We start from the raw sequence: 21,220 nt of genomic DNA on the forward strand, positions 1-21,220 counted from the left end.
GGGTTCTCACCGATTCATCAGTCATGCTTCAGTAAAAAATAGCAAAGTGGGGATCTGCGGGCAATACCAATGCAGGGAATATTTTGTCCTATCTTATTTGATGCGTCAGTACAAAGGATTATTTATGGATTGATATAGAAGGGTTGAATAGGGTGCGGATTTCTGCGTCACTGCAAATTAAATGCAGTGACGCATTTACGAAGAAGAAATAGATAGTCCATAGGTTAGATGGACAGTATAATTGAGTACCTTCTCTTCTGCCCCACTCTGGCTATTATGTTACAGCATCATGCTTAGAGGACTTAGTGGATTGTTTATAGCCCCATCAGCCTCTATTGCTCGATTTAAGGCTGTTGTAAATCGGGCCTCCGTACACGGAGGATTCGTTGTCGAATAACCTCTTTCTTTTAAGATATCGGCTAATTGACAAATATCCTCGTAGGTTTTCACAAATTTAAAACCTGCATCAGATTTTAAAAAATTAACTAATATGTCGTTATCAGGCGGCTTCTTGAATATACGATAAGCATTTGGAAAACTGTTATTCCATTTCTCAAATTTATAGGCAGCGTATTGCAGTATATCACCTTCCAGTGGTTTTGGAGCATTGCCGTGAAACGAGCTTGGGTTTGCTTTATCAATGGCCCACATGTAGTCCATGGGATTGCAAGGCGGATTTGTGGTTGCATAATCATAATCGTCTGCGAGAATAGCAGCTAATTCCCCCAACTCGGCATATGTCTTCACATACGCAAAGCCGACGTCATAAGTCAGAAACTCCATTAAAGCTTCATTATCGTCGGCAAAACTGCGCGCATATTTCTGCCGCCAGAGTACATAATCTTTCATCCACATATCGAATTTATCAGCAGCTTCCTTCAAGTTCGGCATCATACCCCCTAAACACAGAGATGTTTATATTGATAAGTCGTGCTCATTATAAATAAGTGGTTAAATATTGTCAATAGTGTGCAATAGACAATCAGTTGGGCCCTCGCATTGCTAGTAATTAGCAGCGTAGCCTGGTTGGCGCCTTGCGACAACCGGGTTTTCTACAAGTGGCGCGATATCGACGTGATTTTTCTCCCCGAAGCAATTTATTTTTTTACTCCTTATTTAGAAAGTCGAAATTTCTGCGCCTTCTGGCGTTCATCAATCCATCAGGAAGGGGAGTCTTCCAGGAAATGGGGATTAGCTATCAGGATTGAAAACCTGGTTGTCGCAATGCGCCAACGAGGCTACGGATCTGATAACATTATGCAGTTATCTATAAATTGACTCGTATACCCCATTCCGGGTAATCGGATAAGAACAATGAATAGATCCTCATTTCATGAGGGTTCTAAAAGTAAGGGCTCTTATCAACAAGGAAATCAATGTCTGTACTATAATTAATCAAATTTATGATTCAGGATGAACATTATGGAAAAGGACGATTGGTATATTCATAGGCTTAAAAAGAGGGAAGAAAAAGAGAATGATCATAGATCCCCATTTGAAACAGATAGGTGCAAAGTAATTCACTCGTATGCATTTAGGCGCCTTCAGGGGAAAATTCAAGTTGTAAGCGGGTTAGAATCTGATTTCCATAGAAATCGATTGACTCATTCTATTGAAGTAGCATCAATCGCCAAAAGCATATACTGCAATATCAGGGAAAGGCGTAGAAACAATTCTAATGATGAGCCTTTGAGACTGTTTTTTGAACAGCAGGATAAAAATGATATAGAAAACCTGCTTTTTACAATTGGGTTACTTCATGATATAGGCCATCCCCCTTTAGGGCATGGCGGGGAATATGCACTTAATTATAAGATGCATAAGTTTGGCGGTTTTGAAGGCAATGCACAGACGCTAAGATTGATAACTACAATATCCCCACTAAATTTAACATTTAGAACCCTGCTAGGAACGCTTAAGTATCCAATAAATTACGCAAAATTGATAGGAGCCAACGCATATCCCATTGAGCATGATAGAAGAATGTCAGATTCGTGCCAAATCTCAAAATATCTAATTAATAGAAACGACTGGGCACCACCGAAATGTTATTACGATATCGATGAGCACATTGTTTCCGAGATACTTCAGTTTTTGAACACGTCGGACAAAGAGCGGTTTCAATCACCTTTGATTAGTGTCAACGGTAAACATAATCAGTCAAAATATAAAAGTTTTGACTGTAGTATCATGGATATTGCAGATGATATTTCCTACAGTATACATGATTTAGAAGATGCAATATTTTTTAATCAAGTGAATGAAGAAGACTTAGAAGAGTTTTTCACAAATCAAAAATTCATCTCAAACGATGATTGGAAAAAATATACTAAACAACTTCTGGCGAAAGACATTGACCAACGGAAAAAAATTATTAGTAAGTTGGTTCATGATGCAATAATAGGCACTGGTGTATTTATAAGAACTGATTTTCGTGAGCCGTTATTAAAGTACTATGTGGATTTTGAAAATGAGCTGCTAAAGGACTTTATTGAGCAGTTACAAAAAATTGTCCGAAAAAAACTGATAGAAACTCAGCATGTAAAATCCATCATTCACGGTGGTATGGTAGTAATCATGCAATTGTTCGATGCTTTCTTAGTTAACTCTGACTTACTTCCCACAATTGAATATGAAAAAATTAAAAAAGCTAGTTCTGAGACTGAAAGCAGAAGAGTGATTTCAGATTACATCAGCGGTATGACTGACCAATATTTATTTAAAATGCATCAGAGGATATTTGGTGCTAATAATCAGAATACATTCGACATTATTTAATTGTCTACATTGCGTCTACATGAAAATTTTGAGGTTTTTGGATTTTAACGTAACTCATTGATTTTAATGGTGGCCAGAGGCAGAATCGAACTGCCGACACGAGGATTTTCAGTCCTCTGCTCTACCGACTGAGCTATCTGGCCATCAAGAGGTTGCTATTAAACTCTGAGTTGGGTTTGAAGTCAATAGAATAATTGAGAAATTTATAAAATTAATTAAGCTGTTGAAAAAAAACTCATTAAATTGATTTAAATTAAGTCTACTTGGATTGATATTGGTTTGCTAGATGTTTAAATGTTTTAACTGTTGATAATAGCAAATGGCTATTTGTGCTCCCAGAGAGGCATTATTTTTGATGAGTTCGATATTCGCACGCAAACTTTCGCCAGCAGTCAATTCATTAATGCGTTTTAAAAGAAAGGGGGTGATTGATTTTCCTTGCAGGCCTTTTGCCTCCGCTCTTGCCTGTTGGATAACCGGATTAATCTGAGCTTCTGGAATTTCATCCCCTCTTGGAATGGGATTAGCAACTACAATTCCATTTCTCATTCCCAGCTGATGCTGGTAATACAGTAACTCGGCGATTTCCTGGGGCTTGTCCAGGCGATGAACCAGGGGCAAGCCGCTGGAATGGCTATAAAAAGCGGGAAATTCGTTGGTGCGATAACCGACAATAGGTACCCCGTAGCTCTCAAGTTTTTCGAGTGTTTTGGGTAAATCGAGTATTGATTTCGCCCCTGAGCACACGACAGTGACGGGTGTCGTAGATAATTCAATAAGATCCGCAGAAATATCAAAATTTTCAATGACCTGCTGATGGACGCCTCCAATACCCCCAGTAACAAATATCGGCAAGCCTGCCAGATGAGCGCAAAACATGGTTGCCGCCACTGTTGTGCTGGCAGTGAGCTTTCTGCTGAGCACATAGGCAATATCACTCCGGGATGCTTTTATTGTGTGGGGGGATTGGGCGAGTTCTTCCATTAGTGCATCACTGGTTCCAATATGGATTCGTCCACCGTGTAATGCAATGGTTGCGGGGATGGCTCCAATCGTTCGGATGGTATCCTCAATGATGCGGGCTGTTTCCAGATTCTCAGGATAAGGCATCCCATGTGAGATTAATGTTGATTCCAGTACAACAACTGGTTCGTTATTAATAATGGCATCTGCCACTTCCGGATCGATCTGTAACAGCTTGTGAAACATATTATTTATTCTCTTGGAGTATAGCCGGCAGGCCGTTCTGATCCTTCGCCGAATAAAAACTTTTCCATTTCCTGGGTTAAGAATTCCCGGGCTTTCGGATCAATAAGGCTTAAACGGTATTCATTAATTAACATCGTTTGATGGGAGAGCCACATGTTCCAGGCCTGTTTTGAAATATTATTCCGTATTTTTTCTCCTAAGGCGCCGGGAAATGGTTGTTTCTCAAGGCCTTCGGCCTCGTTTTTTAGTTTTAAACAAAATACCTGATAAGTCATAAGCAAATTCCAAATTACAAATTCTAATCATTGACAGCTATGATTGCTGGCAAGCAGTATTTGAAAAAACAAAAGAACTACGCGTCCTTTTGCATTATCTTTCTTGCCAACAAACCCTGTCAGTGTATCAAATATCAACCTCAATCAGCACGGCATTTTACTTGCGCCAGCATAATATGCTGTGAGAGAAGTTGTTCCTGCTCCGGTAAAAGCGCATCAAACTGCACTGCAGTGCGATACAAATCCTCACTTAAATACTGGCTGTAAACGCAGATGGCATCCACTACAATAGGAACCATTTTGGGTTTAGTATAGATCACCAGTTTGAGAAGTGTTTTTTCTTTAATACGTTCCTTAGTCTTAAAAGCCATACCGCCAAGACTGATATTCACTTTACGCAAGTGAATTTTATCGCCCATGAGTAAATGGCGGGCGAGATAGTCAATTTTAGCGTTTATGAGATTAAGATAATGGGTTAGCGCAGGCTCTTTTAAGGCCAATGCCTGAGTCAGTTCAGCTAACTCATAATCAATTGTCTGGAAATATTGAGTTGTCTCCAGAAAACGTTGGCCGCTTTGACCCAGTAACTCCTCGGTAAGAGACTTGTCAGAGCAAAGGCTTCCCGGTTGAAGGATTTTATAATCAAAATAGACTTGATCATCAATTCTAAAATGTTGTCTTCGTTCATGTACAGGCATAATCACTCCAAATCCATTTAGGTTAAGCACAGACATAATTAAACAGAAACATCAACTCTGGGATCTTCAGGTTTCTCATTTACTGTACCATCGGTTGGTGTTACGATCGTAGTTGGTGCTCTTGCATCACTCAAAAGCTCTCTTTGTACTTGTTGTTCGCCACTCCTTATTTCCACCAGACTAACCGGCATTACTTGTATTTCTTCCTCGTCGTCACTCACATCATCAATTACTAATGAAGGGGCTGGCTGATTTAGCTGTATCAAAACAGCAGCAGACTGATCACTTAATTCCTGGCTTCTTGCAACGGCTTCAAAGTGATTGGTAGCCGCAGCAGCGCGTTGAACGCAGTCAGTCAGGAAACTGGTAAACGCAGGTGAGGTTACTCGATTCTTGCTAATCGCCTCTTGCACCACTTTGTTAAACTCAGCGACTCTATCCAGTTTAACCGCTGCGTTGAAAGCAGCAGTCAGGTTGGCCGGCATTTCGAGTGGAGAAATCATTGCCTGCAATTTTTGCTGCATATCAAACTGCAGTTTTTTCATTACATGTGAGCCGAACCCTTTGTTTTCTGTGCCGTTGATAGCGTCCTGAATCTCCTTTTGGGTGGTTTGCATGGCCTTGATTTTTTGAGACGCCGGAATATGGCTGGCCATGATCCGATGATAACTCTCAACACTGGCCAATATCGTTTCTTTATTACCCGCTTCGTAGGCAGTGCTCATGGTTCGCAAGTCGCGAAGATCAAGGTAGTGCTTATCATGGGCATAGGCTGCTTGCGCCTCAGGATGAAGCATTTTTTCATTCAGGTTGGCCAGATCAGCTCGACTGATAATGAGTTGACGATTCCCTCGTAAATTCAAAGAGGCGCCTGCGCCCTGACGTTTTAGATAATCGATCATCTCTGGTGACACGTCTTTACCAAAAGTAAGCATAACTCGACCGCCGTCAATAGCATCCACCGATTTAACCGGATTGGCTTGTCGGTTGGTCCACGGATGTTTATAAGGTCTTCCCTGAGAGGTAAACAACACCGGGTTATGAAGCAGTTTTTCAAGCACAAGACTTTGTCTGAGCTCCACACGGCTGATTTCTGCCGCCTTGTGTTTGGGGAATACGCTGTCAATTTTTTTAATCCGCTCAATAATTACGGTTCGTAAATCAGTGGCGTCCTTCTTCAGCGTTTTTACTTCTTTTAATTCCTTCTCTGCAGCATTTCGTTGAGTAGTTGTTAAATCCCTACGCTGTAATAGCCGATTCAACTGCTGTTCCCGCTGCCCATGCTGATAGGATACACGATCCGCATACTGAGCAAGTAAAGTTCCCCGTCTGCGTAATTGCTCAAGGCTGTCAAATTTGGCATTAAAGGATGAATCTTCAATCAGCGTGCGATTTCTTCCCTGTCCATGACGAGTATGCTTGACGATAGTTTCAATTGGCTGCATGCTCAACCTGGAGTCCAGACCCAGCTTGTCTTTTCCCATAATCACCTGATCGAACACGAAGAGACTGCGGGCATCGCGCAATGCCTTATTCTGGTTATATCCACCCATCGCATCCGTATCGCTGCACAAATAAAACAGGCCAAGTGAAGAGCCAAAATCGTCAATATATTCATTCGAGTGAAGGCCCGCCCCCACTGGGTTCAATGTAGAGTAATGCTCGTAGGTTTTGCTTGAGGTAAGCGGTGTGAATGTTTTTCCTCGGGCAAAATCTTTCATTAGCCTTATATTATCGAAGGGAACAAACAGGGCAGGTTGGCCGTTATGAGTCATTGTTGTTGCCCGGGTAGTATCCAGTCCCAGCATTCTGGATACGTTCAAAGCCATTGCTTCGCGCTGCACTTCGACGATTTCACCATGCTTGGGAAGCTTGATAATTGCCTCGGTACCCAGTTTGAAATTTCCTCTGGCGGCGGTATAGGTGGCGCGATTGGTTGGATTTCCATCTCGCAGATTACCTAACTGTTGCCTGACTGTAGCAAGACTGACTAAAGACGCCTTTTCAGTAACTCCTCCGGCGCTTTCAGCGAGTTCGCAATAAGCGGTAGAACCGCCCATCTCGTCTGGTACTGCAATCAGCTTCAGATTATTAATCTTATCCAGATCATTCATCATATCTAAACGCTGTTTATATTTATCATAATCCTCAGTGCCTTTGGTCAGTGTTTTTAAATGCTTCTCCAATAGGCCAATAACTGATTTCACATTTGCGTCACTAGCTGCGCTGAACGGGTAGTCTCTGTGAAGGAACTGCTTAATAATGGGTTCCATTTTGGCGCGGGCAGCAGCTTTTAACTGGGTTAGTTCTACGCTGTCTGGGCTTGTGACCGTTCTGCGATTATAGTAATCATTCTGCGGCAGGGCGCTTAATTGATCGTCTCTGCGCCAGAACGCGATTCGGCTAAGAAGACCCGGGGCATCATAGCCTGTGGGTCTTGGAGGGCTTCCCTCAGCAAATTTGAGGTTTCTCATTAGAATATCTTTCAGTCGATTCCATTCTCCGGGGTTATTTTCAACCGTATGATAATCAATGACCCCAACACCATTGGCTTCAATTGATTCAAGTGCGGCATCGAGATCTCCGTATTGGGCCAAGTGCTCAGGTAGAATAACAACTCCCTTGTTGACACTGATCTCTTTCAAGAAGCGGGTCATTATGCGATTTTTTTGTGTAGCGTCCATATAACACGTATTCCCATAAGATTCTTTCTATAACTATAGTCGGTGAAATAAAAGACGTGTGCTATAAAGATAAAAAAGTTCTACACTGTATACAAATAGTTACAAATGCGAGCAGTCATGCCAATCGACAAAAAAAGGATTTTAAAGCAGTTAAATTTACCGGAAGTTCCTGTCAAAGAAATTATTTCAGAGTTATCTAATTGTACGTTTTATGAGCTTTCCCTTTTCTATGTGAATGACAGAACTCCCAGAGAGGTGCTTGATGGACGGGCCTTTGAAAGCCTTTGGCAGCTGCATCGCGAGAAATTGAGTTTATGGGATATTCCTGAATTCAAGCTACAAAAGCAGACCGATTTTTCAGATCGCGAATTGGTCCTCGGGCTGGGGTTGTACTATTCAGCGGTAAGTTTGAAGGCACAAAATCAGGAAAAAGCCTTTCTTAAATATTTAAATCTGGCTATGAGCTACGGTTCCTGTCAGGCATTTCAAACAGCTGTGAACGCTTTAGAGATTGAGGCTCATCAGGTGAGCAAATCTGAAGTGCAAAACATCTCAGTGAAATTAAGCGAAATATTAAAGACCTGGAGTGCAATGCTGATGAAACATCGAACCCCGGGGCTTTTGTTGCTGGCGAACACTAATCTATTTTTAGCCAGGGAACTGAAGGGAGCATGCAATAGCGACATGATCATAGCGGCTTATCAACTCACCTGGCAGTATCTACGACTGGCCGAATTATGCGAGGATGATTCTCAGGCGGCGATTAACAATGTGTATTTCGGGAAAGGCCTCACTTTATCCAATCCTTTTAATCTTGCCGATATCAGTACTATGAAAAATGAACTTGGAGTCGAGGTGAAAGCGCTTCTTACTCCAAGCCAGGTGACCTATGCCGAAAATGAGGCTTTAAATCTTTACAATAAGCAACTTAAGATTGTGCGATTAAAAGCGCCTCCATTCAGTTTGGGCGGCTCCAGTGACCATGCGAAAGCACTCAAGGAATCACTCCAGAACCAGATTTCCAGTCCAAGAAGAGGCTGAGTCTATCTTAGCAGGCAAATTTTCACTACAATGTTCTTTTAATAAAGAAAAAATGCCTATGTTCAAACCGCTCGCGCTTTTTATTGGTTTACGCTATACACGTGCCAGGAAAAAAAATCATTTCGTCTCATTTATATCTCTGAGTTCCATGTTGGGGATTGGCTTGGGCGTTATGGTTTTAATTACGGTACTTTCGGTGATGAATGGCTTTGATGTCGAAATCCACCGGCGTTTTTTTGGTATGGCCCCTGAAATTACTGTGACTGGCCGTGATGGAAAGATTAGTGACTGGCCTACTCTTGAAAAAAAATTAAGCAATGTTCCGGGTATTAAAGCCATTGTGCCTTTTGTGGGCGGTCAGGGATTGTTGACTAATGAGGGGCAGGTATTACCTATTATATTGACCGGGGTTGATCCAGAGCTTGAAGAAAAAGTGAGCCACATCAAGGAAAAGATGTTAATTGGCGATCTCCGTAATCTGAAAAATTTCGGCATTATTCTTGGACGAGGTCTGGCGGACAATCTGGGAGTGATGATTGGTGACAAAGTCACTATCATGATACCCCAGGCTACCGTTACTCCAGCAGGGATGATCCCGCGTTTTAAGCGATTTACAGTCGAGGGGGTATTTTCAGCTGGAAATGGCTTTAATTTTGATACGAAACTGGCCTTTATCAACCTGAATGATGCGCAAAAACTGATGCAGCTTGGCAATGATGTAACCGGACTTAAACTGAAGATCAGTAATATTTATAATGCGCCCAAACTATCCGAAACTATTGCGGCGAAACTGGGAGAGGAATATCAGGTAGGTAATTGGACGGATCAGTTTGGAGCTTTTTTTGACGCTGTCAAAATGGAAAAAACGATGATGTTCCTTATCCTTTTGCTAATCATTGGTGTGGCTGCATTCAATCTGGTCTCTTCGCTGGTTATGGTGGTCAATGACAAGCAATCAGAAATTGCCATATTGAGAACTATTGGCGCGACTCCTGGCGTTATCCTGTGGACATTTATTGTTCAGGGAATGCTGGTGGGGGTCATTGGAACCTTGATAGGCCTTGTGGGGGGGATTATTTTAGCCAGTAACGCCACAGCGATAGTCAATTGGCTGCAAGCCTTTTTTGATACAAGGATTCTATCTTCAAGCATTTACTTCGTTGATTATCTGCCTTCAAAAATTATGATTAGCGATTTAATTAAAATTTGTGCCGCAGCCCTGACAATGAGTTTTCTGGCTACGATCTATCCAGCCTGGCGGGCATCAAAAACCGTGATTGCGGAGGCGCTTCACTATGAGTAAGATTAATTTATCCTGCAGTAATCTAAGCAAATCCTATCATGATGGAACGGCCACAGTTGACGTATTGAAAGGGGTTAATCTGTCAGTAAATCAGGGTGAAAGTCTGGCGATTATTGGCCCCTCCGGCTCGGGAAAAAGCACCTTGCTGCATTTGCTGGGGGGATTGGACAAGCCCAGTGGTGGAGAGGTGTCAATTGACAACAAAAACTGGCAAAGCCTTTCGGAAAAGCAGCGTTGTCATTTGCGAAACCAGCATCTGGGATTTGTTTATCAGTTCCATCATCTTCTACCCGAATTCACTGCGCTTGAAAACGTCGCCATGACCTTACTGCTCGGTGATAAATCCGTGCAAGAGGCGGAATCTGAAGCTTTCACAATGCTCGAGAAAGTAGGTTTGAAAAATAGAGTCAGCCATAAGCCTTCTCAACTTTCGGGCGGAGAGCGGCAGCGTGTTGCGATAGCCAGGGCATTAGTGCACAAACCTCATTTTGTATTAGCGGATGAGCCTACAGGGAATCTGGATCAGGGAACCGCTCAGCGCGTGTTTGAACTTATGCTGGAACTGAATCAGTCACTAAATACGGCGCTGGTTATTGTCACCCATGATCAGCAGCTAGCTTCCAGAATGAGTAAGGTAAACACAATTCAGGATGGAGTTTTAGCTTAAAGTTTATCAATCGTATATTAATTGTCCTTCCCGCGCAGGTGAGAATCCATTCCTCAGTTGGCATTATAGCGAGCTCAAAGATTGGATCCCCGCCTTCGCGGGGAGGACAGTTTAATATAAATTAGAGAGGGGCTCTCATGCCTCCATTAGTAATTCGCATTACCTGGTGTACGCGGGAAGGGGATTACGTCTCTTACGTTGCCAACACCGGTCACGTAGCTTATTAACCGCTCGAATCCTAACCCATAACCGGCATGAGGTACGGTACCATAGCGGCGCAAGTCGCGATACCAGTTATAATCCTGTTTGCTGAGTTTGCACTCATCCATACGTTGATCCAGGACATCCAGGCGTTCTTCGCGCTGGCTACCGCCAATAATTTCGCCGATACCTGGTGCAAGAACGTCCATTGCGGCAACCGTGCGGCCATCCTCATTAAGGCGCATATAAAATCCTTTAATTTCTTTGGGATAATCAGTGATAATCACCGGTTTTTTACAAAGCTCTTCCGCAATATAACGCTCATGCTCTGATTGTAAATCCAATCCCCAGGAAACTGGGTAGTCAAAGGTTTTGTCAGCTTTCTGTAAGGCGCTGATGGCGTCGGTATAAGACATTACTTCAAATTCAGATTCAACGATATTTTCCAGGCGTTCAATGCAGCCAGGCGCTACAAATTGATTGAAGAATGCCATGTCATCTGAACGTTCATCGAGAACCACCTTACACAAATAGCGCAGCATTTCCTGGCTTAATCTGGCAATGTCGCTTAAATCGGCAAAGGCGAGTTCAGGCTCAACCATCCAGAACTCTGCCAGGTGTCGGCTGGTGTTTGAGTTTTCAGCTCGGAAAGTGGGCCCAAAGGTGTACACTTTGGACAACGCCAGGCAATAAGCTTCCACGTTGAGCTGTCCGGATACGGTCAGAAATGCTTCTCGTCCGAAAAAGTCTTTGGAAAAATCAATCTTGCCGTTTGCACTGTGCGGTAAATTCATCAAATCAAGCGTGCTGACCCTGAACATTTCCCCTGCACCTTCGCAATCACTGGCTGTGATTATTGGAGTATGAACCCAAAAATAGCCGCGCTCATGAAAAAATCGATGAATTGCCTGGGCAAGGCAATGCCGAATACGGGTTACTGCGCTGATAGTATTGGTACGGGGGCGAAGATGTGCAACATCGCGCAGAAATTCAAGGGTATGTCGTTTGGCCTGAATAGGATAACTTTCAGGATTTTCTACCCATCCAACCACTTCAAGGTCCTCAACCTGAATTTCAAACGATTGTCCCTTGCCTTGTGAGGTCACCAGTTTCCCTTTTGCTATAAGGGCGCAACCGGCAGTTAATTTCAGGACTTCACTTTGATAGTTAGGCAATTGCTCGGAAGCGACCAGCTGAATGGGTGCAAAACAGGAACCATCATGGAGGCTGACAAAAGAGACTCCAGCTTTTGAATCCCTTCGCGTTTTAACCCAGCCTCGAACGCAAACGGTTTCGTCCACACTAATTTCACCTTCAAGGCATTGTTTTATCGTATAAACCTCTGTCATGATGTACTCCAAAAACAAATGATAGCCATATATGAATTACAGTATCGTAATTGGTTTGTGGCAAAAACAGAATAATATACCAAATATAACAGATGGGGGAGTCCATGTTGCGCTTCGTAATGATGATTTTTATGCTCATTCATGTAATGAATGCCGCTGCAAAGGATACTGAACTTGAGTTTTATCATCCGTTTGAAGGCGTTGAAGGCTTACCGGTGACCTCCATTGCATCAAGTTACACAGGTGAATGTGTCCAGCAGTCGCAACGTATTAAGCGCGAGGATGCCTGGCGTTGTGTGGCAGGCGGCCAAACCTATGATCCCTGCTTTATTAAACCCTATGGCAAAAAAATGCAGGCATTCTGTCCGGAGAGTCCCTGGAGTACACAATCGGTTGAAATTAAATTAAGGCATGCCACAATGGATTTAGCGCAGGCAAGTCTTGATCTTTCGCGGACCTATCCTTGGGTGGTTGAGCTGTCGACTGGGGAAAAATGCAAAGCGGTCGATGAGGGAGAGATGTTCGATGGTTTGCCCATTCATTACCGCTGTGAGAATCAAAGTATTCTGATGGGGCATTTACAACGCTGTAAAGCGGAATGGAGCATGTTAAAGCGTGAGCCTAACGGACAGGTAGATACCGTTTTGATTAGTAAAGCCTGGTTTTAATTGCAGCCCTGACGGGCTAGGCTCAGCGAGGGGTTTCCTTCAATTTAACTTATTTTTCAACGGCTCGCTAATCTATACTACACTTAGTAATAATAGGCTAAGGGAGCTAACCATGATTACTGTACCATTTCACACTTTGCTAATTGAACAGATTTTAGGGCTTTATCTGGTAATTGTCTCACTAATTATGATTGCAAGGGGAGCGTATTATCAGGATTTGATCAAACGGGTTGGAACGAATAGCGGATGGATACTGGTTGGGGCATCATTTTCGCTGATTTTCGGATTAATAATGTTAGTAATTCATAATATCTGGGAGTGGGATTATGAAATCCTGGTTACCCTGATTGCATGGCTAATCGTTATTAAATCTATCCTTTGGTTGGCGTTTCCAGAGAATATGCTGGGCATTGCACAAAGAGTCTATTCCGGTAGTTCCTACTATTTGATTATGGTTCTGGTGGGCCTTTTAGGTGTCTTCATGCTTGCTCACGGGTTTCAGGCATTCAATGGTAATTTCCATGTGATGAACTGGTAACCCAGGAAAAAGTTCACAGAACCATCTTAATAGACCCTCTGCGAAAGCAGAGGGTTTTTTCATTAGCAGTCTGTCAGGGGGCTGCATTTTTAAATGCAGGCAAGCTAAGACAATAGGCTTCTATTTCGTTGATTAGCGGATACTCATCCATCGCAAAACCAAAGCGTCTGGCATTGAAAACCTGCGGTATGAGACAAATATCGGCAAGACTGACTTCATTGCCATAACAAAGCTGATGTTTATGAGGTATAGTCGATAAACGCCTTTCAAAGGCATCAAAACCTTCTCTCAGCCAATGATGGTACCACTGGCTAATCTCCTCATCAGAGGCTTTAAACTGGCTGCGAAGCTGATTTAATACACGCAGATTATTCAATGGGTGCATATCGCAGGCTACTAGCAAAGCCAGGCTTCTCACTTGAGCCCGGCCGAAAGGTGTGGCCGGCAGAAGGGGAGGACTGGGAGATATTTCATCCAGATATTCAATAATCGCTAATGACTGGGTTACAATATGACCGTGTTCATCCAAGGTAGGAACCAGACCCTGCGGATTAAGGTTCAAATAGTCCGGATGATGTTGTTCGCCTCCATTATTAACCAGGTGAACAGCTATTTTTTCATAGCTTATGTTCTTTATATTTAAAGCGATCCGCACTCGATAACTCGCTGTGGAGCGATAGTAATCATAAAGTTTCACTATTCACCTTTTCCAGTATACGGTTTGACAATCTGGTCAATCGCGCCAAAAATTGACTGTTTATTCTCATCAAGCATGTCAATATGAATACGATCTCCAAACTGCATAAATGGGGTCCTGGGTTTTCCCTGTTCCAGAATCTCAAGCATGCGCCGTTCTGCGATACAGGAAGAACCCTTTGTTCTATCGGTATTCGAGACAGTGCCCGACCCAATTATGGTTCCTGCAGTGAGATTTCTTGTTTTAGCGGCATGAGCAATGAGTTGTGGAAAAGAGAAGGTCATATCCTCGCCTGCATTGGGCTGCCCAAAAAGGGTTCCATTTAAGTGACTTATCAGCGGGAGATGCAGACGATTACCATCCCAGTGCTTGCCTAATTCATCAGGGGTTACTGCAAAAGGTGAAAAACTGCTGGCAGGTTTGGATTGAAAAAAGCCGAAACTTTTGGCGAGCTCATCAGGTATTAAATTTCTTAAAGAAACATCATTAACCAGCATAAGTAATTTAATGTGCCTTGCAGCCTCCTCCGGCGTAACACCCATCGGAACATCATCAGTAATTACGGCAACCTCAGCCTCAAAATCAATGCCATAGGCTTCGTCACGGACAAGAATAGGATCTCGAGGTCCAAGAAATGCATCCGATCCTCCCTGATACATTAATGGATCGGTCCAGAAATTAGCAGGAAGTTCAGCGCCGCGCGCTTTTCTAACCAGCTCTACGTGGTTGACATAAGCGCTGCCGTCAGCCCATTGAAAAGCACGGGGCAGGGGGGAGTTCATTTCCTGAGTATCGACAGGGAAGGCCTCGCTCAGCTTGTCTTCATTGAGAAGCTGATAAATTGTTCCAAGCGGTTTTTCTACTTCAGACCATCGCTCCAGGGCATTTTGCAATGTTTGTGCAATATTACTTACGCGGACAGCTTTGGTTCCTGATTGATTAACCATGCAGAGAACACCGTCTCTGGATTCTGATTTGAGGCTGGCTAACTTCATAAAGCGTTCCTTTTATCGAGTATTAAATGGGATTTGAGTGAAAGTCCTGTATTCTTGCTGGGTTTTTGGATCCCGCGACAAGTCGGCGTTGTTGCGTAAATAGAACCAAGCAATTAACCTCTCGTCATTGCGAACAAAGTGAAGCAATCCAGATCGAAACTTGAACAAAGCAAGGAACTGGATTGCTTCGCTAACGCTCGCAAAGACAGTTTTTGTGCACCTGTCTTCATCTACGCAACAACGCCGAACGAGTCGCGGGATGTAAAGACACGCGGGATTCCGGAAAATGAGCCATATGATTAAGAGGCTGACAAAGTTCCTCGGCGTATCTGATCGCGTTCAATCGCTTCAAATAAGGCCTGAAAGTTTCCTTCTCCGAAACCTTGATTGCCTTTACGCTGAATGATTTCGAAAAAGACAGGACCAAAAACATTCTCGGTAAATATCTGCAGCAACAGGCCGCCGCACTCTTCCCTTTCACCATCGATCAGAATTTTCTGTTCTTTTAATTTGGCAATTGGTTCCCGATGCCAGGGAATTCTTGAGTCAATCATTTCATAATAGGTGTCAGGAACATCTAAAAACTTGACTGTATTTTGTCGTAATGCCTGTACTGTGTGGCAAATGTCATTGGAGTTTAAAGCAATGTGCTGAATGCCTTCACCGCGATATTCATGCAAAAACTCTTCAATCTGTGATTGGTCATCTTTTGATTCATTCAGAGGAATTTTGATTTTTCCGCAAGGACTACCAAGCGCCCGGCTGATTAAACCAGTCATTTTACCTTTGATATTGAAAAAACGAATCTGCGAAAAATTGAAAATTTCCGCATAGAATTGCGCCCATTTATCCATATTACCGCGATACACATTATGAGTCAGGTGATCGATAAATGTCAGACCGGTGCCATCCACATTATCGACTTTATTGATATTCCAGTGATCAGTAAACGGCTTGTGGTTGTCGTCTACAAAATAAATGACGCTGCCACCAATAGCCTGAATGCCTAATAAGCCATGATCTGCATGTTTGCAGTCCTGGAAGGCAGTGGCTCCATGCTGCAGCGCATAAGCATAGGCTTGTTTGGCATCCTTGACCCGAAATCCCATAGCACATGCACCTGCGCCATGTGTTTTGGCATGCTCCTCTGCCTGGGTGTTTTTCGCGGCATTCACGATAAATTGAATCTGGCCCTGCTGATAAAGGACAATATCCTCGGTTTTATGAGTTGCAATTGCAGTGAATCCCATTTCTTCAAATTGCTTGTATAATAACTCGGGATTTTCTGCGGAAAACTCCAGGAACGCGAAACCATCCAAACCGCAGGGATTGTGATCTAAATGCTTGTGATGCATAGTAACTCCTTGTTAAATTGGCTGCGCAATACGATAAATCTACATTTTATGACTATTCCGGTTTGAGTTTAATCAGGAACAAGCCATCGGCAATGGCCAGCAAGCTGGTATCCACTCGCTCATCATTTTTTAGTAATTCATTAAGACGTCTTATTTCCCGGGTCTGACCACCGGTTTCAGACTGGTCAATGACTTTGCCATCCCAAAAGATATTGTCTATAGCAATAACACCATTTGGTTGTATAAGTTCTAAAGCAAGTTCGTAATAGTTGATATAATTCGTTTTATCAGCATCAATGAAAATAAAGTCAAATTGACGCTGGCCTTCACTGAGCAGCTCCTGCAATGTATCTACTGCAGGGCCCAGGCGTAATTCAATTTTATGAGCCTGACCAGATGCTTCCCAGAAGGGGTGTGCTTTTGAAGTCCACTCTTTGCTGATATCACAGGTGATTAACCGGCCATCGTCAGGAAGAGCCAAAGCCATCGCTAAAGCACTATAACCTGTGAAGGTACCGACTTCTAGTACCCTCCTTGCTCCGAGCATTTTCAGTAAAAACTGCATAAACTGCGCTTGCTCCGGTGCCACCTGCATGGCGGCCAGCATCATTGTCGACGTATCTTCCCGTAATGCTTTAAGCGCCGGATGTTCGCGCAGCGAAACTGACAACATGTAATCATACAATTCCGGCGTTAGTTGTAATTGTTTCATTAATTATCCCTGGCACAAACTCTGCAAAAAGGACATTATGCCAATTTTTCCTGAGCGATGGTATCGGCAATCACGCTGGTTGGCTGGTTTTCTCTTTGTGAGCGAGAGAAAATTTCCAGCAAGTGAGTGCGGATGCTGTCGATTTGCTGATTCACTAAATCTTCCGGTGTATGTAAGTATTTGCTCGCTGCAAAGATAAGCCCGCCGGCATTAATCACATAATCGGCTGCGTAAAGGATGCCTTTTTCATGCAGTAATTGACCATGATAACTATGCGCAAGCTGATTGTTGGCGGCACCGGCAATGATTGTCGTCTGGAGTTGCCCAATACTCATATCATTAATAATCGCACCAAGAGCACAGGGAGCAAAGACATCACAAGGAAGTTTATGAATGACATCAGTAGAAACGGCAGTGGCGCCAAATTCTTTTACCGCACGTTCGACCACTTCCGGATTGACATCAGAGACACTAAGTATTGCGCCTTGCTCATGTAAATGACGTGCAAGTATAAATCCAACATGCCCCAGGCCCTGGATAGCAACATGTAAGCCAGAAAGACTACTTTTGCCTAATTTGAATTCAACAGCGGCTTGGATCCCTCTTAGCACTCCTTTCGCAGTAGATGGAGAGGGATCGCCATTGTGGCTTGATAAACTCGCGACATAGGGTGTATGTTGAGCGATGATATCCATATCCCGTAATTCGGTTCCGCTATCGAGTGCAGTAATGTATCTGCCGCCCAAATCATTTACAAATTCGCCAAAGGCGTGAAGATAGGCCTCGCGATCATAATTTCCAGAGGGTTTAATAATAACCGCTTTACCGCCTCCGAGTGGTAAATTAACCGAGGCGGCTTTATAGCTCATGCCTCGAGCGAGACGCATGGCGTCATAGATAGCGCTTTGTGTGTTCGGATATTCGATAAACCGGCAGCCGCCTAAAGCAGGGCCTAATTTTGTATTGTGAATGGCAACCATTGCTTTCATGCCGGTTGCAGAGTCTACTTTGAAATGAACTTCTCCAAAGCCGTGTCCTAGAGCATATTCCAGAAAATCGTCATGAATAGGGGAGACAGCATCATTTTTTCTTATTGTTTCTACAGACATCATCAAAGGGCTCCAAGAAAATTCATGTGCACATGTTATAGACCCATTCGGGAACTAAATCAATGAAAACTATGAATCAGTTACTATGTTGCCCCTTAGTTGAACACATTTGGGGGACGGCTTAAGACCCGGAAACAAATTTCATTCACTTAATTAAGAGACTTGTTATACACTAGGACAATTTGCGCTGAACTGTTTAAATTGATTTTTCCATACACTGGAGAGAAATATGAAGAAAATTGTTGGGATGCTGGCTTTTTCATTATTGAGTCAGGGAGTTCTGGCCTGCGATTGCTCCAACCAGGCCCCGCTTGACAAAATCGTTTTCCAGGTTTCTGCCAGGCAATGGGTGACTACTCAGTCCGCATTATTGACTGCCAATGTGAATGCTACATTAAACAACGCCGATTTGGTCAAAGCTCGTGCCGATATTATGACTAATCTGGGCAAAATTGCATCTGGAGATTGGCATCTGACTCAGTTTGATCGCTCACAGGATAGCTCTGGACTTGAAAAGTTATTTGTATCAGCTCAGGTCAGAGTGCCTCAAGCCAGTCTGACAGATATCTACCAATTGGCCAAGGATGTCAGCAAGCCTGGCGCCACTTACACTATTAACGGGGTTGATTTCACACCCAGCCTTGACGAAGTTCAGACCGTAAAATCTCAATTAAGAGAAAAGCTTTATCAACTGGTTAATGAAGAGCTTGCGAGGATGAATAAAGTGTATACCTCGCAACAGTATAGCGTGAACAATCTTTATGTGATTGAAGGCGACAATCCCATGCCTGTACAACCCAGAGCGTATCAGGCCAAGGAATTGAATACGATGGTTATGGGAGCCACAGCGGCGCCAGCCTTAACCGTGAGTAATGAGCTGGTTATGAGTGCAATGGTTGAAGCTGGATCAAACAGAGCAGTAAAGGTGTGCAATGCCCCTGCAAATCCCTAATCGTGTCATAGGGCATCGGGGGGCGGCTGGATATGCCCCCGAAAATACTCTGGCCTCTTTTGACAGAGCATTAAGCTTAGGCTGTACTGCCGTTGAATTTGACATCATGCTTACAGCTGATGGTGAGCCTTTTGTTTTTCATGATGAAAATCTCAAAAGAACCACCAATGGGCGAGGGGAGTTAGGGCTGGTCAATGCTGATTATGTAAAAACACTGGATGCCGGAAGCTGGTTTTCAAAGCAGTTTAAATCAGAAAAAGTTCTGCATTTTCGCGATTTGATTAAATGGCTGGTATTCTCGAATGTCACCGCAAATATAGAAATTAAACCTTATCCTGGTACTGCAGAGCAGACGGCAATCACTGTACTGTCCTATATCAATCGTCATTGGCCTCAATCAAAAGAAATGCCCCTGGTATCCAGTTTTGATTTGAATGTGCTTTCCTTATGTCATAGCTTGTCTCCTGAGCTCCCATTAGGTTTGTTACTTCATCATTGGGATGATGAATGGTTGAAAAAGGCCAGGGAATTGCATTGTTATTCTATTCATGTGAATAAGAAAATATTAACTGCAGAACGGGTCAAAGAAATTAAGGACAATGGTTATCGATTGTTCGTTTATACCGTCAACTGGAAGCGGCAGGCAAAAAAACTTCTGGATTGGGGGGTCGATGCCGTTTTTAGTGATTACCCTGATTTGCTCTCATGAAAACGCTGCTGCTCCTGGCAATATTCTGTTTCACCGGCGGCAGTGCCTGGGCTGAACCGGTTGAAATTATTTTCTGGCATTCGATGGCCGGTCACTTGGGCGAAGAAGTTGAAAGTCTGGTGCAGGCTTTTAATCAGAGTCAGTCTCATTATCGAATCAAACCGGTTTATAAAGGAGAGTATACGGATTCTTTAACCAGTTTCGCTGCTGCCTTTCGTGCTCATAAGCCACCCGCGATTGTTCAGGTATTTGAAGTAGGTACTGCCACCATGCTATCGCCTGCGGGCATTCATAAACCGGTAGAGGAGCTCATGCGGGAACAGCAAATCGATTTTCCCCTGCAGGATTTTCTACCCTCCGTTCGGACCTTTTATAGTGAAAAGGGGGAGTTGCAGGCTATGCCGTTTAATACCTCAATTCCAGTTCTTTATTATAACAGTGATTTGCTGGCAACTATTGGGATTTCACAAGCGAATTTTCCAAAAACCTGGGAAGAACTTGAGAACATGTTAGAGCAGCTCAAACAGAAAGGACAAATTTGCGGTTATACCAGCGCATATCCTGCCTGGGTAAGTATTGAATCCTTTTCTGCACTGCATGGTCTGGCGTTAACTGATGGGACAAAAGGAAATGCAATCTATAATAACTCGGCAGTGCTTAACCATTTGAAACGCCTGCAACGCTGGCAAAGACTGAATTATTTTGAGTATGGAGGAAGAGCCAGCGACGCCACCGCCTTGTTTACCAGTGGTCGATGTGCTCTATTCAGCCAGTCATCCGGTGCTTATAATAGCTTAGCGAATATGCTTACATTCTCCCTGGGCGTAGCAAGGCTTCCGATTGATTCAAAAGTTTCCACGGAAAGGCACACGAATGTCGCCGGCGGAGCTGCCTTATGGGCGGTGGCTGGTCAATCTCCTGACGTATATCGGGGAACCGCTCTTTTTTTTGCATTTATTGCCAAACCGGAAAGACAGAAGCAATGGCATCTGAATACTGGGTATATTCCATTGGGGCTTAGTGGTGTTTACGCGGGTATTGCTCGAGAAAGCCATCACCCGATTCTTGCCCTTGCAGAAGAAGAACTTGCTAAACCTCATAGTGAGTATATGAAGCACTATCAGGGGCCGCAAAACCAGATCCGTACGGCCAATGATGAAGCCCTGGAGAGTATCTTCGCTGGTTTAAAAACTCCGGAAAAAGCACTGGGTGATGCGGTCAACAGAGCCAATTATTTATTGCTAAGGCATCAACGCAATGCAGGCTAAAGCAGTCTGGTC

The 21,220-nt window shown here is 43.5% G+C and carries 20 protein-coding genes and 1 tRNA gene; 9 read left to right on the forward strand and 12 right to left on the reverse strand.

Features of this window, described 5'->3' with window-relative positions; all coding sequences use genetic code 11:
* Positions 1-279 precede the first annotated feature (279 nt).
* Entirely contained in the window at positions 280-882 is a 603-nt protein-coding gene (locus E1O89_RS01095) for a hypothetical protein (RefSeq protein WP_133138550.1), read from the reverse strand.
* 540 nt (positions 883-1,422) lie between these two features.
* Here E1O89_RS01095 and E1O89_RS01100 point away from each other — a divergent pair.
* Positions 1,423-2,778, forward strand: a complete 1,356-nt coding sequence (locus tag E1O89_RS01100; RefSeq protein WP_133138551.1) for an anti-phage deoxyguanosine triphosphatase — start codon at positions 1,423-1,425, stop codon at positions 2,776-2,778.
* Between the two features lie 67 nt (positions 2,779-2,845).
* On the opposite strand, the gene E1O89_RS01105 is transcribed toward E1O89_RS01100, so the two are convergent.
* The 5 genes from E1O89_RS01105 to E1O89_RS01125 form a co-directional block, all read right to left on the reverse strand.
* Positions 2,846-2,921: transfer RNA gene (locus E1O89_RS01105), tRNA-Phe, on the reverse strand.
* Between the two features lie 139 nt (positions 2,922-3,060).
* A complete protein-coding gene (locus tag E1O89_RS01110) occupies positions 3,061-3,987 on the reverse strand; it encodes a pseudouridine-5'-phosphate glycosidase (RefSeq protein ID WP_133138552.1) in 927 nt (308 codons plus the stop codon).
* A 5-nt stretch (positions 3,988-3,992) separates the two neighbouring features.
* The gene (locus E1O89_RS01115) at positions 3,993-4,262 is read right to left on the reverse strand and encodes an oxidative damage protection protein (RefSeq protein WP_112219918.1); all 270 of its coding nucleotides are present in this window, start codon (positions 4,260-4,262) and stop codon (positions 3,993-3,995) included.
* Positions 4,263-4,402: 140 nt separating this feature from the next.
* Positions 4,403-4,960, reverse strand: a complete 558-nt coding sequence (locus E1O89_RS01120) for a PilZ domain-containing protein (protein WP_112219919.1) — start codon at positions 4,958-4,960, stop codon at positions 4,403-4,405.
* A 38-nt stretch (positions 4,961-4,998) separates the two neighbouring features.
* Complete coding sequence (locus tag E1O89_RS01125; RefSeq protein ID WP_133138553.1) at positions 4,999-7,644, reverse strand: hypothetical protein; 2,646 nt, start codon at positions 7,642-7,644, stop codon at positions 4,999-5,001.
* A gap of 117 nt (positions 7,645-7,761) precedes the next feature.
* Between E1O89_RS01125 and E1O89_RS01130 the strand changes: the two genes are divergently transcribed.
* The 3 genes from E1O89_RS01130 to lolD are packed head-to-tail and all read left to right on the forward strand — an operon-like array spanning position 7,762 to position 10,655.
* Entirely contained in the window at positions 7,762-8,685 is a 924-nt protein-coding gene (locus E1O89_RS01130) for a DUF5630 domain-containing protein (RefSeq protein WP_133138554.1), read from the forward strand.
* A gap of 58 nt (positions 8,686-8,743) precedes the next feature.
* A complete protein-coding gene (locus tag E1O89_RS01135; RefSeq protein WP_133138555.1) occupies positions 8,744-9,988 on the forward strand; it encodes a lipoprotein-releasing ABC transporter permease subunit in 1,245 nt (414 codons plus the stop codon).
* Positions 9,981-10,655, forward strand: coding sequence for a lipoprotein-releasing ABC transporter ATP-binding protein LolD (gene lolD, locus E1O89_RS01140; protein ID WP_133138556.1), 675 nt, complete (start codon positions 9,981-9,983; stop codon positions 10,653-10,655). Before E1O89_RS01135 ends, lolD begins: the two co-directional genes overlap by 8 nt.
* A gap of 146 nt (positions 10,656-10,801) precedes the next feature.
* Here the strand turns inward: lolD and asnS are convergent, their stop codons facing one another.
* Positions 10,802-12,205 (reverse strand): asparagine--tRNA ligase, encoded by a 1,404-nt coding sequence (gene asnS / locus E1O89_RS01145; RefSeq protein ID WP_133138557.1) that lies wholly within the window; start codon positions 12,203-12,205, stop codon positions 10,802-10,804.
* A gap of 104 nt (positions 12,206-12,309) precedes the next feature.
* Between asnS and E1O89_RS01150 the strand changes: the two genes are divergently transcribed.
* Entirely contained in the window at positions 12,310-12,873 is a 564-nt protein-coding gene (locus E1O89_RS01150) for a hypothetical protein (protein WP_262337360.1), read from the forward strand.
* Positions 12,874-12,985: 112 nt separating this feature from the next.
* Positions 12,986-13,411 carry a hypothetical protein gene (locus E1O89_RS01155; RefSeq protein WP_058508651.1) on the forward strand — a complete coding sequence of 142 codons (426 nt, stop codon included), beginning with the start codon at positions 12,986-12,988 and terminating at the stop codon, positions 13,409-13,411.
* A gap of 73 nt (positions 13,412-13,484) precedes the next feature.
* Here E1O89_RS01155 and maiA read toward each other — a convergent pair whose 3' ends face one another.
* The 5 genes from maiA to E1O89_RS01180 form a co-directional block, all read right to left on the reverse strand.
* Positions 13,485-14,108 (reverse strand): maleylacetoacetate isomerase, encoded by a 624-nt coding sequence (maiA, locus tag E1O89_RS01160; RefSeq protein WP_133138558.1) that lies wholly within the window; start codon positions 14,106-14,108, stop codon positions 13,485-13,487.
* Positions 14,108-15,103, reverse strand: a complete 996-nt coding sequence (locus tag E1O89_RS01165; RefSeq protein ID WP_133138559.1) for a fumarylacetoacetate hydrolase family protein — start codon at positions 15,101-15,103, stop codon at positions 14,108-14,110. The genes maiA and E1O89_RS01165 overlap by 1 nt, the downstream gene beginning before the upstream one ends.
* A gap of 299 nt (positions 15,104-15,402) precedes the next feature.
* Positions 15,403-16,458 carry a 4-hydroxyphenylpyruvate dioxygenase gene (gene hppD, locus E1O89_RS01170; protein ID WP_133138560.1) on the reverse strand — a complete coding sequence of 352 codons (1,056 nt, stop codon included), beginning with the start codon at positions 16,456-16,458 and terminating at the stop codon, positions 15,403-15,405.
* Between the two features lie 52 nt (positions 16,459-16,510).
* Positions 16,511-17,170 (reverse strand): O-methyltransferase, encoded by a 660-nt coding sequence (locus E1O89_RS01175; RefSeq protein ID WP_133138561.1) that lies wholly within the window; start codon positions 17,168-17,170, stop codon positions 16,511-16,513.
* 35 nt (positions 17,171-17,205) lie between these two features.
* Positions 17,206-18,282, reverse strand: coding sequence for a Leu/Phe/Val dehydrogenase (locus tag E1O89_RS01180; protein WP_133138562.1), 1,077 nt, complete (start codon positions 18,280-18,282; stop codon positions 17,206-17,208).
* A 226-nt stretch (positions 18,283-18,508) separates the two neighbouring features.
* Between E1O89_RS01180 and E1O89_RS01185 the strand changes: the two genes are divergently transcribed.
* Genes E1O89_RS01185 through E1O89_RS01195 form a run of 3 tightly spaced genes read left to right on the forward strand, consistent with a single transcriptional unit; the run spans position 18,509 to position 21,208 of the window.
* Complete coding sequence (locus E1O89_RS01185; protein ID WP_133138563.1) at positions 18,509-19,231, forward strand: hypothetical protein; 723 nt, start codon at positions 18,509-18,511, stop codon at positions 19,229-19,231.
* Entirely contained in the window at positions 19,212-19,940 is a 729-nt protein-coding gene (locus E1O89_RS01190) for a glycerophosphoryl diester phosphodiesterase (protein WP_133138564.1), read from the forward strand. The genes E1O89_RS01185 and E1O89_RS01190 overlap by 20 nt, the downstream gene beginning before the upstream one ends.
* On the forward strand, positions 19,937-21,208 hold the full coding sequence (locus E1O89_RS01195; RefSeq protein ID WP_133138565.1) for an extracellular solute-binding protein: 1,272 nt from the start codon (positions 19,937-19,939) through the stop codon (positions 21,206-21,208). The genes E1O89_RS01190 and E1O89_RS01195 overlap by 4 nt, the downstream gene beginning before the upstream one ends.
* The last annotated feature ends 12 nt before the right edge of the window (positions 21,209-21,220 follow it).

Source organism: Legionella genomosp. 1 (assembly GCF_900640215.1).
Classification (GTDB): Bacteria; Pseudomonadota; Gammaproteobacteria; order Legionellales; family Legionellaceae; genus Legionella_C; species Legionella_C quinlivanii_A.

Excerpts from the sequence above, each read along its gene's own strand:
- E1O89_RS01100 (WP_133138551.1), top strand. The coding sequence starts at position 1,423 with ATGGAAAAGGACGATTGGTATATTCATAGGCTTAAAAAGAGGGAAGAA.
- E1O89_RS01110 (WP_133138552.1), bottom strand. The coding sequence starts at position 3,987 with ATGTTTCACAAGCTGTTACAGATCGATCCGGAAGTGGCAGATGCCATT.
- E1O89_RS01115 (WP_112219918.1), bottom strand. The coding sequence starts at position 4,262 with ATGACTTATCAGGTATTTTGTTTAAAACTAAAAAACGAGGCCGAAGGC.
- E1O89_RS01120 (WP_112219919.1), bottom strand. The coding sequence starts at position 4,960 with ATGCCTGTACATGAACGAAGACAACATTTTAGAATTGATGATCAAGTC.
- E1O89_RS01125 (WP_133138553.1), bottom strand. The coding sequence starts at position 7,644 with ATGGACGCTACACAAAAAAATCGCATAATGACCCGCTTCTTGAAAGAG.
- E1O89_RS01130 (WP_133138554.1), top strand. The coding sequence starts at position 7,762 with ATGCCAATCGACAAAAAAAGGATTTTAAAGCAGTTAAATTTACCGGAA.
- E1O89_RS01135 (WP_133138555.1), top strand. The coding sequence starts at position 8,744 with ATGTTCAAACCGCTCGCGCTTTTTATTGGTTTACGCTATACACGTGCC.
- lolD (WP_133138556.1), top strand. The coding sequence starts at position 9,981 with ATGAGTAAGATTAATTTATCCTGCAGTAATCTAAGCAAATCCTATCAT.
- asnS (WP_133138557.1), bottom strand. The coding sequence starts at position 12,205 with ATGACAGAGGTTTATACGATAAAACAATGCCTTGAAGGTGAAATTAGT.
- E1O89_RS01150 (WP_262337360.1), top strand. The coding sequence starts at position 12,310 with ATGTTGCGCTTCGTAATGATGATTTTTATGCTCATTCATGTAATGAAT.
- E1O89_RS01155 (WP_058508651.1), top strand. The coding sequence starts at position 12,986 with ATGATTACTGTACCATTTCACACTTTGCTAATTGAACAGATTTTAGGG.
- E1O89_RS01165 (WP_133138559.1), bottom strand. The coding sequence starts at position 15,103 with ATGAAGTTAGCCAGCCTCAAATCAGAATCCAGAGACGGTGTTCTCTGC.
- hppD (WP_133138560.1), bottom strand. The coding sequence starts at position 16,458 with ATGCATCACAAGCATTTAGATCACAATCCCTGCGGTTTGGATGGTTTC.
- E1O89_RS01175 (WP_133138561.1), bottom strand. The coding sequence starts at position 17,170 with ATGAAACAATTACAACTAACGCCGGAATTGTATGATTACATGTTGTCA.
- E1O89_RS01180 (WP_133138562.1), bottom strand. The coding sequence starts at position 18,282 with ATGATGTCTGTAGAAACAATAAGAAAAAATGATGCTGTCTCCCCTATT.
- E1O89_RS01185 (WP_133138563.1), top strand. The coding sequence starts at position 18,509 with ATGAAGAAAATTGTTGGGATGCTGGCTTTTTCATTATTGAGTCAGGGA.
- E1O89_RS01190 (WP_133138564.1), top strand. The coding sequence starts at position 19,212 with ATGCCCCTGCAAATCCCTAATCGTGTCATAGGGCATCGGGGGGCGGCT.
- E1O89_RS01195 (WP_133138565.1), top strand. The coding sequence starts at position 19,937 with ATGAAAACGCTGCTGCTCCTGGCAATATTCTGTTTCACCGGCGGCAGT.